Origin of the sequence: Acinetobacter rudis (assembly GCF_031157835.1) — a bacterium.
Taxonomy (GTDB): domain Bacteria; phylum Pseudomonadota; class Gammaproteobacteria; order Pseudomonadales; family Moraxellaceae; genus Acinetobacter; species Acinetobacter rudis_A.
In genome coordinates, this window is sequence record NZ_JAVIDR010000022.1 from 46,106 (window position 1) to 61,122 (window position 15,017).

Below are 15,017 nucleotides of genomic sequence, written 5' to 3' on the forward strand. Positions count from 1 at the left end.
ATCAACTCCTTTGCTTACATGTGCTCAATACCATCAGGGATGGTATAAAAAGTAGGATGTCGATAAACCTTATCCATAGATGGATCAAAAAATTCTGGTTTTTCATCTGGTTGTGATGAAGTAATTAACTCTGACTTAATCACCCATATGCTCACACCTTCGTTACGACGGGTGTAAACATCACGTGCATTTTGTAAGGCGATTTCATCATCTGGTGCACGCAGACTTCCTACATGTCGATGACTTAAACCTTGTTTACTACGTACAAACACTTCATAAAGTGACCAATTGTTTTTATCTTCCATAATCTATTCCTCTTACTCAGTTCATCCTAATTAGGCAACTTTCATTTGTGCTTGTTGTTTCTTGGCATAAACAGCTGCAGCTTCACGTACCCATCGACCACCTTCCCAAGCTTTTTTACGCGCAGAAATACGTTCATGATTACATGGGCCACGGCCTTCAATCACATCAAAAAACTCAGTCCAATTGATTTCACCAAACTCATAATGTCCAGTATCTTGATTAAAACGTAAATCAGGGTCAGGCACTTCAAGGCCAATCATTTGCATTTGAGGGACAGTGTTATCAACAAATTTTTGACGTAACTCATCATTACTAAAGCGCTTAATTTTCCAAGCCATGCTCTGTGCACTGTTAGGTGAATTATCATCACTTGGACCAAACATCATCAATGCTGGCCACCAATAGCGGTTTACAGCATCTTGAGCCATTTGCTTTTGCTCTGCTGTACCTTTGGCTAAAGCCATCATGGCTTCAAACCCTTGACGCTGATGAAAACTTTCCTCTTTACAAATACGAACCATGGCGCGTGCATAAGGACCATAAGACGTTCGGCAAAGTGCTACTTGGTTTACAATTGCAGCCCCATCAACCAACCAACCAATTGCAGCAACATCTGCCCATGTCAGGGTTGGATAATTAAAAATGGATGAATACTTCATCTTGCCTGCAATTAACTTATCCATCATGTCATCACGGTCGGCACCCAAAGTTTCTGCTGCACTGTATAAATATAGGCCATGTCCTGCCTCATCTTGCACTTTAGCCAATAACACTGCTTTACGACGCAAAGTAGGTGCACGGGTAATCCAGTTCCCTTCAGGTAACATCCCGATAATTTCCGAATGGCCATGTTGACCAATTTGACGAATCAATGTCTTACGATAGCCATCTGGCATCTGATCTTTAGCTTCTATCGTGATTTCATTAGCAATGCTGTCATTAAATTTTTCAAACTGGCTTTCCATACCACCACTCCCTTATTTTGATATCCAAGCACTTTCTTTATTTTTCGATACACAAATTTAAATGTCAACTAATTTTTACGTATCATAAAATAAACAAAGCAAAAACATAAATTAAACTATTGTTAATTATGATTATTTTAATTAAAAAAACAAGAATGAAGTTTGATAAATTAATTTACAGATAGACATTATTGATTTTTTTATAGATTATATGTATCACTATTTATCATAATAATTTTTTTCTGAATCACAAATGGAGCCTGATTATGCTTGAGCATACTCACGAAAATGGATCTTCTCAGTTACAACCTCAGCAACAAGATTCATCATCAGCAATGACCATCCTTCCATCTTATGTTTATGGTACTTGGCATAAGGCCAATACAGACTTTAGATCGGTTTATCATGCCGTAAGTGGTGAAGAGATTTACCTTGTATCAAGCCAAGGCATAGACATGCAAAAAGTTCTCACTTATGGCAAACAACAAGGTTCAGCTATTGCACAATGGACTTTTCATCAACGTGCCAATGCCTTAAAACAAATTGCACAAATATTATTAGAGAAAAAGGAACACTTTTACGCACTAGCAACAGCAACGGGTGCAACACGAAAGGATGCCTGGATTGATATTGAGGGTGGTATTCAAACCTTATTTGCTTATTCTAGTATGGTACGTCGCGAACTCAGCGATGAAAAAATTATCACTGAAGACAGCTGGATTCAACTTTCCAAACACAATAGCTTTGGCGCCAAACATATTTTGTCTCCTAAAGCTGGCGTTGCAGTACACATCAATGCTTTTAACTTCCCAATCTGGGGCATGTTAGAAAAAATTGCACCCACGCTGTTGGCAGGAGTCCCGTGTGTAGTCAAACCAGCAACAGATGGTGCTCAACTGACTCAAGCTGTAGTACAAGCCATTGTTGAAAGTGAACTTTTGCCTAATGGCGCATTACAACTCATCTGTGGTCAAACAGCTGATTTATTCGATTATCTCGGTCCTCAAGATTGTGTCACTTTTACTGGCTCAGCCCATACGGGCCAACAATTGCGCCAGCACCCCAACCTCAACAAAAACTCGATTCCCTTTAGCATGGAAGCAGACTCTGTCAACAGTGCAATTTTAGCCCCTGACTCCTCTGAGGCCACTGTTGATTTATTTGTGCGTGAAGTATTACGTGAAATGACCACAAAAGCAGGACAAAAATGTACAGCTATTCGTCGTGCCTTTGTTCCACAACAATTATTGTCGCAGGTTCAAGAAAAACTGATCGCTAAACTCAGCAAAGTGATTACTGGTGACCCTACACGAGAAAACACCAGTATGGGTGCATTGGCCAGCCTCAAACAAAAACACGATGTGACCGAGAAGGTCGAACAACTCGCTCAAGATGCAGACATTATTTTTGGTGGTCACCAAGCAAACTTTGAGTTCAACGCAGCCCATCCTGAACAAGGTGCATTTTATCCACCAACATTATTAGTCTGTCACAAACCAGCACAAGCTCAATATGTCCATAACACAGAGGCTTTTGGTCCAGTCTGCACCCTAATGCCTTATCATTCTATTGATGAGCTTGGAGACTTAGTTGCACGTGGTGAAGGCAGTCTGGTTGCCTCCATCGTTAAAGACAATGATGCCAATATTGAAAATATCGTAGCAAAAATTGCTGCTTGGCATGGCCGTTTACATATTTTAGATCAAGAATCTGCCAAAGAAAGCACCGGTCATGGCTCTCCTCTACCTCACTTAGTACATGGTGGCCCTGGTCGTGCTGGAGGTGGTGAAGAACTCGGTGGCATTCGTGCGGTCAAACACTATATGCAACGTACTGCAATACAAGGCTCCCCAAACACCTTAACTCAAGTCACTCATGCTTGGACTGTAGGCGCACACATCAATGAAGATCGTGTTCATCCATTTAAAAAGAGTTTTGACGAACTGGTTATTGGAGAACGCTTACTTACTGCACGGCGCACAGTCACTGAAGCAGATGTAGTCAATTTTGCTTGTTTGAGTGGAGATCATTTTTATGCTCACACCGATAAGATTGCAGCAGCAGAAACATTCTTTGGCGAACGCGTTGCACATGGCTACTTTATTGTTTCAGCAGCGGCTGGTTTATTTGTAGATGCCCCGAAAGGTCCAGTTATTGCAAATTATGGTATGGACAACCTACGCTTTGTTGAGCCTGTCAAAATTGGTGACTCAATTCAAGTTGAACTCACTTGTAAGCAAAAAACACCAAAACCGCAAAAGGACCCAAGCCAAGCACCGCATGGAGTTGTCGTTTGGGACATAAAAGTCAAAAACCAACGCAATGAACTCGTTGCAACTTACGACATCTTAACCTTAGTTGAACGTGCAACCGAACAATAAACCACATCAAGGCAGCACATCAAAGCATGGGCTGCCTTTTGCAATATCCATTTAACTTATTAAACAGTAGCTAAAAATAATAATGCAAAACTGACAACACTTTGTTATCAATTCAAGCAATAAAATATACCCATAATTTAGAGGATAAATCGAATAAAAATGGTGTTTTTTACTGCCATTTAGTACAAATAAAAGTGCGATTTAAATTACTAAAAAATACCGATTTATATGATTAAAAAACCATCATTTTCAACCCCGTAATTTTCCCCAATGCAGGGCTATATAGTCATTAAAGACCAATATCAAATTAAAAAATAACGAGATTTTAAAACCAATATAAAGGTAAAAAAAATGACAATTTTGCTTTATTTTTCGCCAAATAGTAATAAGGAAAGATATATCATTGACTGTGATGCAATGAAGGCCGATACTTCCAATGTTTTGCTAAAGCAAACCAGTACGCAGAGGTTTGAGTTACCACCTCAACCTCAAAAAATTCAATCACAAGCAAGGGGCTATATATGGCTGGTGGAAAGTCAACAATCATTTACACACTGACCGACGAGGCGCCATTGTTAGCGACATACTCGCTACTGCCTATCATCGAGACCTTTACTCAGCCGGCTGGCGTAGAGATCGTCAAAACTGACATCTCAGTAGCCTCTCGCGTGCTCGCTGAATTCGCGGACTGCCTCAGCGATGAGCAAAAGGTACCGAACAACCTCGCTGAGCTTGGTCGCCTTACACAAGATCCAGATACCAATATTATTAAACTTCCAAACATCAGCGCTTCTGTTGGTCAGTTAACTGCATGTATTAAAGAACTGCAAGCAAAAGGTTTTGCAATTCCGAACTACCCAGAAAATCCAACAACTGATGAAGAAGCTGCCATCAAGGCACGTTATGGCAAATGCTTAGGTTCAGCAGTTAACCCAGTACTTCGTGAAGGAAACTCTGATCGTCGTGCACCAACTGCAGTAAAAAATTACGCTAAGAAACATCCTCATTCTATGAGCGAATGGAAACAGTGGTCACAAACTCACGTTTCTCACATGGATCATGGTGATTTCTATCACGGCGAAAAGTCAATGACACTTGACCGTGCGCGTAATGTAAAAATGGAATTAATCACCAATAGTGGTGAGAGCATTGTACTTAAACCTAAGGTTGCATTGCTTGATGGTGAAATCATCGATTCTATGTTCATGAGCAAGAAAGCACTATGCGACTTCTATGAAAAAGAACTTGATGATTGTCGTGAAGCAGGTATCTTGTTCTCTTTACACGTTAAAGCGACCATGATGAAAGTTTCACATCCAATCGTTTTTGGTCACTGTGTAAAAATCTACTATAAAGACGCTTTTGAAAAACACGGTAAACTTTTCGATGAACTCGGCATTAACGTAAATAACGGTATGTCTGTGTTATACGAAAAAATCGCAACTTTACCAGAATCACAACGTGACGAAATCATCCGTGACCTTCACGCTTGTCAAGAACATCGTCCAGCGCTTGCAATGGTTGACTCTGCTAAAGGCATTACCAACTTCCATTCACCAAACGACATTATTGTTGATGCATCTATGCCTGCGATGATTCGTGGTGGTGGTAAAATGTGGGGTGCCGATGGCAAACAATATGACTGTAAAGCAGTTATGCCAGAATCTACTTTCGCACGTATTTACCAAGAAATGATCAACTTCTGTAAATGGAATGGTAACTTTGACCCACGTACAATGGGTACAGTACCAAACGTTGGTCTAATGGCTCAAAAAGCTGAAGAATACGGTTCACACGACAAAACTTTCGAAATTACTGAAGCTGGTCAAGCAAACATCACTGATATCGATACTGGTGAAGTATTAATGACTCAACCAGTTGAAGAAGGCGATATCTGGCGTATGTGTCAGGTGAAAGATGCACCAATTCGTGACTGGGTAAAACTTGCTGTTACTCGTGCACGTAATTCAGGCATGCCTGCAATCTTCTGGCTTGACCCATACCGTCCACACGAAAATGAATTGATCAAGAAAGTTCAAGAATACCTCAAAGAGCACGATACAACTGGCCTTGACATTCAAATCATGTCACAAGTTCGTGCAATGCGTTACACGCTAGAACGTGTTGCTCGTGGTCTAGACACTATTTCAGTGACAGGTAACATTTTACGTGACTACCTCACTGACTTGTTCCCAATCATGGAATTAGGTACTTCTGCAAAAATGCTTTCTATCGTGCCATTAATGGCAGGTGGTGGCATGTACGAAACTGGTGCTGGTGGTTCTGCGCCTAAACACGTACAGCAACTTGTTGAAGAAAACCACTTACGTTGGGACTCTTTAGGTGAATTCCTTGCACTTGCAGTTTCTTTAGAAGAGCTTGGCATCAAAGAAAACAACCCACGTGCGAAGTTACTTGCAACTACACTTGATGCAGCAACAGGTAAACTTCTAGACAACGACAAATCACCTTCTCGTCGTACTGGTGAACTTGATAACCGTGGCAGCCACTTTTACCTAGCTAAATACTGGGCTGAAGAACTTGCAGCGCAAGACCAAGATGCTGAACTTAAAGCACAATTCGCTAAACTTGCTAAAGAATTAGATGCAGACGAAGACAAAATCGTTGCTGAACTTGCTCAAGTACAAGGAAAACCTGCCGATATCGGTGGTTACTATCTTGCTGACCAAGACAAAATCAGTGCCGTAATGCGTCCAAGTGCAACATTTAATGCAGCACTTGCAGCAGCTAAAGCTTAATTTGTTTTAGTATAAAATTGATAAAAAACGGTGCTTAGGCACCGTTTTTTTATTCTTCATCTTTGACATCATACCCATATATTTCAGCTGCTTTCTGTACCGAACTATGAAAATTATGGCAGGCTTGTAAATACAATTCCGCATCAACCATCAGTGCACCTGGCACACCAAACCCATCATTAATTGGCAGTAAAGTCTTTTGACGCCCCACCTGCACCATCGGATGAGTAATTGAACAAAACACCTGTACCTTATGTGGCTGTTTGTTCCAGTCAATCTTTTGGCTCTCCCAAGCTTTAGATCCACCAATTAAAGTCAGTTCAATATTTGACTGCGTGTGAGTCTGTTTAAGTTGCTTAAAAGACTGCACCCGAGCTACCGAGCAAGGATTATGATAACAAGTCTCTGTATAAGCACCTTTTTGTATGCCAGTATGATCAAATTTTACTGCTGGTTGTGCAAATAGATAGCCGCTCATCAGCAAGCCAAAGAACAAGATAATGGATTTCATTGCTTCAGCACCCTTCCCCACATTTTTATAAAAATCATGTAAATATAATATGTTATTTAACCAGCATATTTAATTTTTATCATAAGCGATTACTTAGTAATGAAGATATACTTTGGCCGATCCGTTTATTACATGAGTATCTGTATGCAATACTTAAAGTATGATGAAAAGTATCAAGTTGAATCTGTTAAACAACTCTTACAGCAAGTATTCCAAGAGCAACTCTATGCGATTTACTTATATGGTTCATATGTTTGTGGCGGCTTAAAGCACAAAAGTGATCTCGATATTTTAGTCATTATTGAACGCTCAATAACAACCATTGAACGAGAACGAATAGCAAAAGACCTTTTACAAATCTCCGTTCCAATCGGTCACGCTTCAGCTCGCGCTTTAGAAGTTACGATACTCGACAAAGAAAGTATCACCACACTTCATCCACCTTACCAATATCAACTTCAATATGGAGAATGGTTAAGAGATGAGCTACTTAATGGCGCACAATTAAGTAGTCAATACGACCCAGACCTCAGTATCTTACTTAAACAAGCGCAATTACACCATGTCGCTATTCTTGGGCCAAATCTCAACCTTTGGCTTCCCAGTATCAATCATAAACAGATCAAAGATGCTATACGAGATATCTATCCGCATATCATTGCACACTGGAAAGATGATCAAGATGAGCGCAATCAAATCTTAGCACTATGCCGTATAGCCTATACACTCAACAAAAAAACCATTGCCGCTAAAGATATTGCTGCAATGTGGTGTTTACAGTTTTTAGATCAAGACAATCAAGCCTTGTTACAGCTCATGATCAATGAATACACAGCACAAGGAGATGAACAAAACTGGTCTAAGCTACATCCTGAACTAGAGAAAATTGTCATTGCTCTACAACAGCATATACATCCCCTACTGTTTGAGGGCGTATAATTTTTTCCAAACTTAAAATTTAGGCAATAAAAAACCCCAAGACTTAATATGCTTGGGGTTGTTTACAGAATCTCATGATTCTTAATATGGTCCCGAGGGTCGGACTCGAACCGACACGTCATCTCTGACAGCGGATTTTGAGTCCGCCGCGTCTACCAATTTCACCACCTCGGGAAGGTGTGTGCTTCGTTATGTAGCGTATGATAGCGGAAATTATTTCCTTGTCAACGACAAGTTTTTACAATTGAATATTTTTAAAGCAAAAAATTTTTCTTTGTTTAACAAAGCAGCAAAATAGGCGAAAATACATAAAAAAGCTTATACTGGCACTTATTTTATTGATGTTCCTTCCTGCTCATGCAACTCTCTGATTTTCGTTTCGATCTCCCTGATGAATTAATTGCTCGTTATCCTCTAGACAATCGTAGCGCTTCACGTTTACTCCATTTAGCTGCTGATGGTACGTATCAGGATTTACATTTTGTAGACATTTTGGAGCAATTTACAGCAGGCGATCTGCTCATCCTCAACGACACTAAGGTCATGAAAGCTCGTCTTAAGGGGAAGCGTGCTACAGGTGGCTCCGTTGAACTACTGGTTGAACGTATTTTTAATCAAACAACAGCCCATTGCCATATTAAAGCAAGTAACTCACCTAAAGCAGGCGCAGAATTATTTATTGGCCCAGACCAAGTACCAGTTACCGTAATGGGTCGTCATGAAAATTTATTTATTGTTGAGTTTTCGCAGCCTATTTTACAGGTACTCGATCAATATGGGCAGTTACCCATTCCACCCTACTTTAATCGTGAAGCTGAAGAAATTGATACTGTTCGCTATCAAACTGTTTTTAATAATCCAGAAAAACTAGCCAGTGTTGCAGCTCCCACTGCAAGTTTGCACTTTGACCAAGCCTTACTACAAGCACTTGCTGAAAAAGGTGTAGAAACAGCATTTGTCACTTTACATGTTGGTGCTGGCACATTCCTTCCTGTACGTACTACAGATATTGAAAACCACATCATGCATAGTGAATGGTGTGAAGTTACTGAAGATACAGTGGAAAAAATTAAAGCAGCGCAAAATCGTGGTAACAAAATCATTGCTGTAGGCACCACAGCCACCCGTGCGCTTGAAAGTGCGGCTCAAGCCTGTCATGGCAAAATTGGCGCATGGACTGGTGATACACAAATCTTTATCTATCCTGGTTATCAATTTTGTGTGGTTGACCGCCTAATTACCAACTTTCACTTGCCTGAATCTACTTTACTCATGTTAGTTTCTGCACTTACCAGTCAAAACCATGTGCTCAATGCTTATAAGCACGCCGTAGAGCAACGATATCGTTTCTTTAGCTATGGTGATGCCATGTTGGTTGATCGAGCCTAAAATACGCAGTAAACGGCTATTTAGAGCAAAATGCACATTATTGATTAAGTGAATTGTTTATCAAAGCTCAGTACTTAAAAATGAAGTTTCATTGTAATCTGGTCTAATTGGCTTTTATTCTTGTTTATTTTCTTATTTAACATGAAGCGAACAACCTGTTCGCTTCATTTGTTTGGAAGGGTAGAAATACCTAAGCACCTTCAATCAGAGTTAAGCCTGCATCACGGGCAGCACGAGTCCCCCCCATTAATACAACATAATCTCTTGAACTATCCAAACTTTCTAATTTTTCAGCTGCGCGTGGTGCTTTACTACCACCACCACATAAAATATAAATCGTCTGATCCGATGACACTTGAGTTAGACATTCCTCATCAAGATGATCAATCGGCTGATTAACAGCCCCCTGAATATGTCCTTCAGAAAAAGCTTTTACATCACGAACATCCCAAATAACAGCATTTTCTGGGAACTCAAATGTGGTAATTTCTTGTTTACGGATCATTACATACTCCTTTGATGTAAACAAACACTTGGCAAAAGAAGAAACCGCCCTTAGCATCTCAGATATTCTTTCCATTTGTAAAGGTCTAAACCATGCCATCTTTCGATATTGTATCTGAATTAGAAGTTTTTGAAGTAAATCATGCCGTTCAAAACACACAAAAAGAGATTGCGACCCGTTTTGATTTCCGTGGTCAAGATGTTTCTATTGAACTTAATGAAAAAGCTAAAGAAATCAAAATCAGTACCGAAAGCGATTTCCAATGTGAACAAGTCTATAGCATGCTTGAAAACCACTTTTTTAAACGTAAAGTAGATATTCAAGCTCTTGATCCACAAAAAATGACTGCCTCGGGCAAAAATGTAGTACAAGTCATCAAACTTAAAGATGGTCTTGACTCAGATACTGCAAAAAAAATTAATAAAGCCATTAAAGAAAGCGGTGTTAAAGTGCAGTCTTCTATTCAGGGTGATAAAATTCGAGTCACAGATAAAAAGCGTGATACTTTGCAACAAATCATGGCATTTTTGAAAGAGCAACAGTTTGGTGTTCCCCTACAATTCAACAACTTTAAAGATTAATCACTTAGATTTCGCTCATTGATGGGAATCATCTCTATGACACAGTCCAATCGTTTGTCCAAATTGGTTAAAGCAACCTCAAAATTCCCAAAAGGTATTCGCAGCACGCTGTGGAGTAAAGCTTTTGGTCGAGTTGTTCCAATGGTCGGTACCGCCAACATTCGCTATCTAGAAGTAGATGCAGATCATGTTAAAGTTCGCATTGAAAATCAGCGTAATATGCAAAACCATATTAAAGGCGTACATGCTGCGGCTATGGCACTTTTAGCAGAAACTGCAACAGGCTTTTTGACTGGGTTACATGTTCCCGATGAACGAATCTTATTAATTAAATCCTTACATGTTGATTACTTAAAGGTTGCCAATGGTGGACTCACCGCCACAGCAAACTTAAGTTCAGAGCAGCAACAATTTATTTTAGACAATGAAAAAGGTGAACTTCTCATACCGGTTACCGTTATAGACGATGCTGGTAATGAACCCATTCAATGTCAAATGCTTTGGGCTTGGTTACCAAAGCGTAAAAAATAATCTCTACTCATTAAAACAAAAACCCCAAAAATAATTTTTGGGGTTTTTCATTTAGACAGCTTGTGCTTCTAAAAATTGCTGCTTAACCTCAGCAGGTATTGGGCGTTTCGAACCATTACTATCTACAGCAACAAAAGTAAACACCCCTTCTGTGACTTGAATTGGGGCGCGTGAGCGATCATGACTTTCCCATACTTCAATTTGCATCTGAATTGAGGTATTCCCCACATGCAAAATTTTTGTATAACAACTCACCACATTTCCGACTTTAACTGGAACTAAAAAATTCATCTGATTAATCGAAATCGTTGCACAGCGTCCTTGACTAAAACGCTCTGCGTGAATTGCTCCTGCCAAATCCATTTGCGACACAATCCATCCACCAAAAACATCACCACTCCAGTTGGTGTCTGCTGGCATAGCGATGGTTTGAAGCGATAAAGTTCCTTCTGGCATTAGATGAGAATCTGACACATTAACTCCACGTGTTTGCTGCTAGCTGTTGATCTAGCCATTGTTTTAACTGTTGAGATCGCAAAGCGCCACTGACACGAGCAACCTCGGTTGTTTTGTTCATAAGAACTAAAGTTGGAATACTACGAATATTAAAAGCCTGACTGAGGCGAGGATTGTTCTCAGTATCAATTTTGGCAAAAATTACATTAGGATAACCCTTTGCCACTGCCTCAAAATGCGGTGCCATCATTTTACAAGGGTTACACCATTCAGCCCACAAATCGATCAAAATAGGTAAATCACTATTTTGAATAATTTGGCTAAAATTATTTTCATTTAACGTGATTGGGGCTAAGCGAATGAGTGCTTCTTTACACTGACCACAAGCTGGATTTGCTTGAAGTTGTTGTTCAGGAACTCGATTTTTAGCAAGACATGAAGGACATACAATGATCATTTAACTCACTCCAATATGCTGATATAAAAACTCTAATTGGGTCGAGATGGCTTTTTCCAACCATTGCCCATGATAAATATCAAAATGTGCCATATCCCATTCATAATAATCAACAAAAGGGGCAATATTGGTTGCGGCTTCGCGGCTAGATTCTATTGGAATCCAACTATCTTGCTTAGCAGCAATAAATAACACAGGAATATTGATTTTACGTAGACTAGTCATGGGTCTATAACGAATTAAGTTAAAGAACACACGAGCTGGGACTTCACCACTCCAATAATAATCAGCGTGAAGAATTGACTTGAAACCTTGATAACAATCTTTGGTTGGCATTATACACAATGAATGGGCACTTACGACGGGTATTGTCTTTGCAGCGAGACCAACTTTTGCCCCCATATAATCTTGACTCGATAACTTGAGAGTTCTTGGCAAATATTGTATTGGGTAATTTTTAACTGTTTCAGCACCATCAACATAAGGTATTTGGGCAATTACAGCATGTATACGCTTAAGTTCAGCAGCCAAACTTAGGACATATCCACCACTTAGAGATGTACCCCACAAAACTATTTTTCTCGTACTTAATGCTTTTTGTGACTGTAGATATTGGATGACTGTTTTCCAATCATTTAGTTGCTCATCTAGAGAAACCAATTCACGTGGAGTACCTGTACTCCCTCCCCAATAACGATAATCAAATAAAACAACAGCATAGCCAGCTTGTGCAAAACGCTGTGCAAAAGCAACTAATTTAAATTGTCTTAATGCAGCAAAACCATGTGCCATCACAATGATTGCTGGTTTTTTAATATTTTTAGGTCGATAAAAATCAGCGGCGATGACATCCTTACCGCTTTGTATATAGAGCGGCTCTACTGTATAAGCGTACATCGTTTCTCCATAAGCATATCATTGGATACATCCCTTTTAGAATTTTTCACAAGCATATCTACTGAAATCCCTGCTTAGTGCTATGATACCAACTTAGAATTTTTAACATAATGGTTTGTAAAAAATGAGTGAATCCGTCGGTTTTGCAGGTCAAATTGGACCTGAGCATATCAATCAAGTAGTTGAAAAAGGCTTTAAATCGATCATAAATAATCGACCAGACTTTGAAGGTGGTTCAGAACAACCAAGCAGTGCTCAAATCGAAGAAGCTGCTCATCAAGCTGGTTTAGATTATGTTTTTCAACCAATTATAGCTGGGCAAATTACTGAGGTAGATGTTCGAGCCTTTGCCAACCATTACAATAGCCTACCTAAACCAATCCTGATGTTTTGTCGTACTGGTAATCGCTCTAATAATTTATATCAGATTGCAAAACAAATGGATTTATTAGATGACTAATCATCTAACTTAAAACATTCGGCATATAAATAAGCCCGTGTTTAAAACCAAAAGACCAAATTACAATAACGAGTTTGGTCAATTTAATCTGCTTATTTATATGCCTAAATTATTTTAGTAACTGATCTCCAACAATCAAAATAAATATATGATTTAAAGTCTTTATCACTAATGGAGTCTAAGCATATGAAAAAGTTAATGATCATTCTAACAACACTCATTTTAATTTCTGCCTGTAGTTCAATGAATGTACGCCCAACTGTAGGGGTGAGTATGGGTTCAGCAGTGCATTAACTTTAAGCTTGACCAGTATATTTTCTTTCTTCTCTACTTACTTTATTAAAGCAATCACAGCATAAGGTTGAACAATGTACGATATTATTATCATTGGTGCAGGCACAGCCGGAATTAGTGCCTATAAAGAAGCAATCAAACATACGCAAAATATTTTGATCATCAATCAAGGACCCTGGGATACAACCTGTGCTCGTGTTGGTTGCATGCCAAGTAAAGTGCTAATTTCTTCTGCAAATCGCATGTATGACATCCAACATGCTGATGAAGTTGCCTTATCTACAAGCCAAGACGTTGATACATCACAAGTAATGCAGCATGTTCGTAAATTACGTGATCAATTTACAGCAGCAACAATACGTGATGTTGAACGCTGGGATGCCGCCCATAAAATATCTGCACAAGCAAAGTTTATTGACGCAAATACGGTTGAAGCTGATGGACAGCATTTTCAGGCCAAATCCTTTATTCTTGCTGTTGGTTCTACACCAAATTACGATACAAATTGGAAAAATATACTTCAAGATCGTCTCATAACATCTGACGATATCTTTGAATTACCAGAACTTCCTAAATCTATGGCTGTTATTGGTAGCGGTGTTATTGCCATTGAACTTGCCCAAGCAATGACACGTTTAGGTGTCCAAACCACCCTATTTGCTCGAAGTGCAAAAGTTGGAGCCCTGACTAGCCCCGAATTACAACAGCTTGCTCAAGATGTATTAAGCCAAGAACTTGATATTCGCTTTAAAGTGTTACCTGAAAATGTTCGCTTAAATAACAACAAGGTACATTTAGAATTCACCCAAAATGATCAAGAGCATACACTTGAAGTTGATTATGTACTCTCTGCAACTGGGCGTCGTAGTCTACTTAGTCACCTACAACTTGAACAGGTTGATCCTGCGTTTGCAGACCTAGCTCACTTACCCATTGATGATGCAACCAAACAACTCGGAAGTTACCCAATCTTTGTAATTGGTGATGCACATACACTTAATCCGATTCAGCATATTGCAGCGACTGATGGACGTAATATTATTCAAAATTGCTTAAATTTTCCAAATGTTCAAGCCATTCAGGTTCCTAGCCCTTTAGCCATTGTCTTTAGTTCTCCTGAAATGGCTATAGCTGGTCTCAGCCATAAACAACTTCTGCAAAATCATAAGCTTTTTGTCACAGGAAAAGTTTCCTTTGAGCGTCAAGGCCGTGCTACAGTATTAGGTAAAAATAAAGGTGCTGTAGAGGTTTATGTTGACTTAAAAAGTAGAAAACTGCTCGGTGCTGAGCTCTTTGTAGAATCAGCTGAACATATGGCACATATGCTTTCATGGATCATTGCTGAAGGAATTAGCATTGATGAGATTCTTGCAAAACCTTTTTATCATCCAACCTTAGAAGAAGGCCTCAGGAGCGCATTAGTACATGCCTTAAAACAGCTTTAATAACCAATTTTCCCCTCCACATACACATGTTGAGGGGATATTTTTAGCGCTATTTGAGAGATTATATTTTCCCCCAATAAAAAAAATCCCCCAGCGTTAAGCTGGGGGATTTTAGAATAATGAGCTGGCGATGACTTACTC

The 15,017-nt window shown here is 39.4% G+C and carries 15 protein-coding genes and 1 tRNA gene; 8 read left to right on the forward strand and 8 right to left on the reverse strand.

The window, feature by feature from the left end:
* Positions 1-14: 14 nt before the first annotated feature.
* Entirely contained in the window at positions 15-305 is a 291-nt protein-coding gene (gene paaB, locus RFH42_RS14730) for a 1,2-phenylacetyl-CoA epoxidase subunit PaaB (RefSeq protein ID WP_308976548.1), read from the reverse strand.
* 30 nt (positions 306-335) lie between these two features.
* Positions 336-1,271, reverse strand: a complete 936-nt coding sequence (gene paaA / locus RFH42_RS14735) for a 1,2-phenylacetyl-CoA epoxidase subunit PaaA (protein WP_308976549.1) — start codon at positions 1,269-1,271, stop codon at positions 336-338.
* Positions 1,272-1,537: 266 nt separating this feature from the next.
* Between paaA and paaZ the strand changes: the two genes are divergently transcribed.
* On the forward strand, positions 1,538-3,652 hold the full coding sequence (gene paaZ, locus RFH42_RS14740) for a phenylacetic acid degradation bifunctional protein PaaZ (protein ID WP_308976550.1): 2,115 nt from the start codon (positions 1,538-1,540) through the stop codon (positions 3,650-3,652).
* A 521-nt stretch (positions 3,653-4,173) separates the two neighbouring features.
* Positions 4,174-6,411, forward strand: coding sequence for an NADP-dependent isocitrate dehydrogenase (locus RFH42_RS14745; protein ID WP_308976551.1), 2,238 nt, complete (start codon positions 4,174-4,176; stop codon positions 6,409-6,411).
* Positions 6,412-6,460: 49 nt separating this feature from the next.
* Here RFH42_RS14745 and RFH42_RS14750 read toward each other — a convergent pair whose 3' ends face one another.
* Positions 6,461-6,922, reverse strand: coding sequence for a hypothetical protein (locus tag RFH42_RS14750; RefSeq protein ID WP_308976552.1), 462 nt, complete (start codon positions 6,920-6,922; stop codon positions 6,461-6,463).
* 144 nt (positions 6,923-7,066) lie between these two features.
* On the opposite strand from RFH42_RS14750, the gene RFH42_RS14755 reads away from it, so the two are divergent.
* On the forward strand, positions 7,067-7,861 hold the full coding sequence (locus RFH42_RS14755; protein WP_308976553.1) for an aminoglycoside adenylyltransferase domain-containing protein: 795 nt from the start codon (positions 7,067-7,069) through the stop codon (positions 7,859-7,861).
* An 87-nt stretch (positions 7,862-7,948) separates the two neighbouring features.
* On the opposite strand, the gene RFH42_RS14760 is transcribed toward RFH42_RS14755, so the two are convergent.
* Positions 7,949-8,035 (reverse strand) — tRNA-Leu (locus tag RFH42_RS14760).
* 183 nt (positions 8,036-8,218) lie between these two features.
* Here RFH42_RS14760 and queA point away from each other — a divergent pair.
* Complete coding sequence (gene queA / locus RFH42_RS14765; RefSeq protein WP_308976556.1) at positions 8,219-9,250, forward strand: tRNA preQ1(34) S-adenosylmethionine ribosyltransferase-isomerase QueA; 1,032 nt, start codon at positions 8,219-8,221, stop codon at positions 9,248-9,250.
* 190 nt (positions 9,251-9,440) lie between these two features.
* On the opposite strand, the gene RFH42_RS14770 is transcribed toward queA, so the two are convergent.
* Positions 9,441-9,755 carry a rhodanese-like domain-containing protein gene (locus RFH42_RS14770; protein WP_308976557.1) on the reverse strand — a complete coding sequence of 105 codons (315 nt, stop codon included), beginning with the start codon at positions 9,753-9,755 and terminating at the stop codon, positions 9,441-9,443.
* Positions 9,756-9,847: 92 nt separating this feature from the next.
* Between RFH42_RS14770 and RFH42_RS14775 the strand changes: the two genes are divergently transcribed.
* Complete coding sequence (locus RFH42_RS14775; RefSeq protein ID WP_308976559.1) at positions 9,848-10,336, forward strand: YajQ family cyclic di-GMP-binding protein; 489 nt, start codon at positions 9,848-9,850, stop codon at positions 10,334-10,336.
* Positions 10,337-10,372: 36 nt separating this feature from the next.
* Entirely contained in the window at positions 10,373-10,867 is a 495-nt protein-coding gene (locus tag RFH42_RS14780; RefSeq protein ID WP_308976561.1) for a DUF4442 domain-containing protein, read from the forward strand.
* Positions 10,868-10,918: 51 nt separating this feature from the next.
* Here RFH42_RS14780 and RFH42_RS14785 read toward each other — a convergent pair whose 3' ends face one another.
* From RFH42_RS14785 to RFH42_RS14795, 3 genes are read right to left on the reverse strand one after another with little or no spacing between them, the layout of a single operon-like run.
* On the reverse strand, positions 10,919-11,323 hold the full coding sequence (locus tag RFH42_RS14785) for an acyl-CoA thioesterase (protein ID WP_374990782.1): 405 nt from the start codon (positions 11,321-11,323) through the stop codon (positions 10,919-10,921).
* Between the two features lie 19 nt (positions 11,324-11,342).
* Entirely contained in the window at positions 11,343-11,780 is a 438-nt protein-coding gene (gene trxC, locus RFH42_RS14790; protein ID WP_308976564.1) for a thioredoxin TrxC, read from the reverse strand.
* Positions 11,781-12,677, reverse strand: a complete 897-nt coding sequence (locus RFH42_RS14795) for an alpha/beta hydrolase (protein WP_308976565.1) — start codon at positions 12,675-12,677, stop codon at positions 11,781-11,783.
* Between the two features lie 124 nt (positions 12,678-12,801).
* On the opposite strand from RFH42_RS14795, the gene RFH42_RS14800 reads away from it, so the two are divergent.
* Positions 12,802-13,137 (forward strand): TIGR01244 family sulfur transferase, encoded by a 336-nt coding sequence (locus RFH42_RS14800; protein ID WP_308976566.1) that lies wholly within the window; start codon positions 12,802-12,804, stop codon positions 13,135-13,137.
* A gap of 368 nt (positions 13,138-13,505) precedes the next feature.
* Positions 13,506-14,876 (forward strand): dihydrolipoyl dehydrogenase, encoded by a 1,371-nt coding sequence (locus RFH42_RS14805; protein WP_308976567.1) that lies wholly within the window; start codon positions 13,506-13,508, stop codon positions 14,874-14,876.
* Positions 14,877-15,017: the final 141 nt, after the last annotated feature.

Excerpts from the sequence above, each read along its gene's own strand:
- paaA (WP_308976549.1), bottom strand. The coding sequence starts at position 1,271 with ATGGAAAGCCAGTTTGAAAAATTTAATGACAGCATTGCTAATGAAATC.
- RFH42_RS14755 (WP_308976553.1), top strand. The coding sequence starts at position 7,067 with ATGCAATACTTAAAGTATGATGAAAAGTATCAAGTTGAATCTGTTAAA.
- RFH42_RS14770 (WP_308976557.1), bottom strand. The coding sequence starts at position 9,755 with ATGATCCGTAAACAAGAAATTACCACATTTGAGTTCCCAGAAAATGCT.
- RFH42_RS14800 (WP_308976566.1), top strand. The coding sequence starts at position 12,802 with ATGAGTGAATCCGTCGGTTTTGCAGGTCAAATTGGACCTGAGCATATC.
- paaB (WP_308976548.1), bottom strand. The coding sequence starts at position 305 with ATGGAAGATAAAAACAATTGGTCACTTTATGAAGTGTTTGTACGTAGT.
- RFH42_RS14750 (WP_308976552.1), bottom strand. The coding sequence starts at position 6,922 with ATGAAATCCATTATCTTGTTCTTTGGCTTGCTGATGAGCGGCTATCTA.
- queA (WP_308976556.1), top strand. The coding sequence starts at position 8,219 with ATGCAACTCTCTGATTTTCGTTTCGATCTCCCTGATGAATTAATTGCT.
- RFH42_RS14805 (WP_308976567.1), top strand. The coding sequence starts at position 13,506 with ATGTACGATATTATTATCATTGGTGCAGGCACAGCCGGAATTAGTGCC.
- paaZ (WP_308976550.1), top strand. The coding sequence starts at position 1,538 with ATGCTTGAGCATACTCACGAAAATGGATCTTCTCAGTTACAACCTCAG.
- RFH42_RS14795 (WP_308976565.1), bottom strand. The coding sequence starts at position 12,677 with ATGTACGCTTATACAGTAGAGCCGCTCTATATACAAAGCGGTAAGGAT.
- RFH42_RS14780 (WP_308976561.1), top strand. The coding sequence starts at position 10,373 with ATGACACAGTCCAATCGTTTGTCCAAATTGGTTAAAGCAACCTCAAAA.
- RFH42_RS14785 (WP_374990782.1), bottom strand. The coding sequence starts at position 11,323 with ATGCCAGAAGGAACTTTATCGCTTCAAACCATCGCTATGCCAGCAGAC.
- RFH42_RS14775 (WP_308976559.1), top strand. The coding sequence starts at position 9,848 with ATGCCATCTTTCGATATTGTATCTGAATTAGAAGTTTTTGAAGTAAAT.
- RFH42_RS14745 (WP_308976551.1), top strand. The coding sequence starts at position 4,174 with ATGGCTGGTGGAAAGTCAACAATCATTTACACACTGACCGACGAGGCG.
- trxC (WP_308976564.1), bottom strand. The coding sequence starts at position 11,780 with ATGATCATTGTATGTCCTTCATGTCTTGCTAAAAATCGAGTTCCTGAA.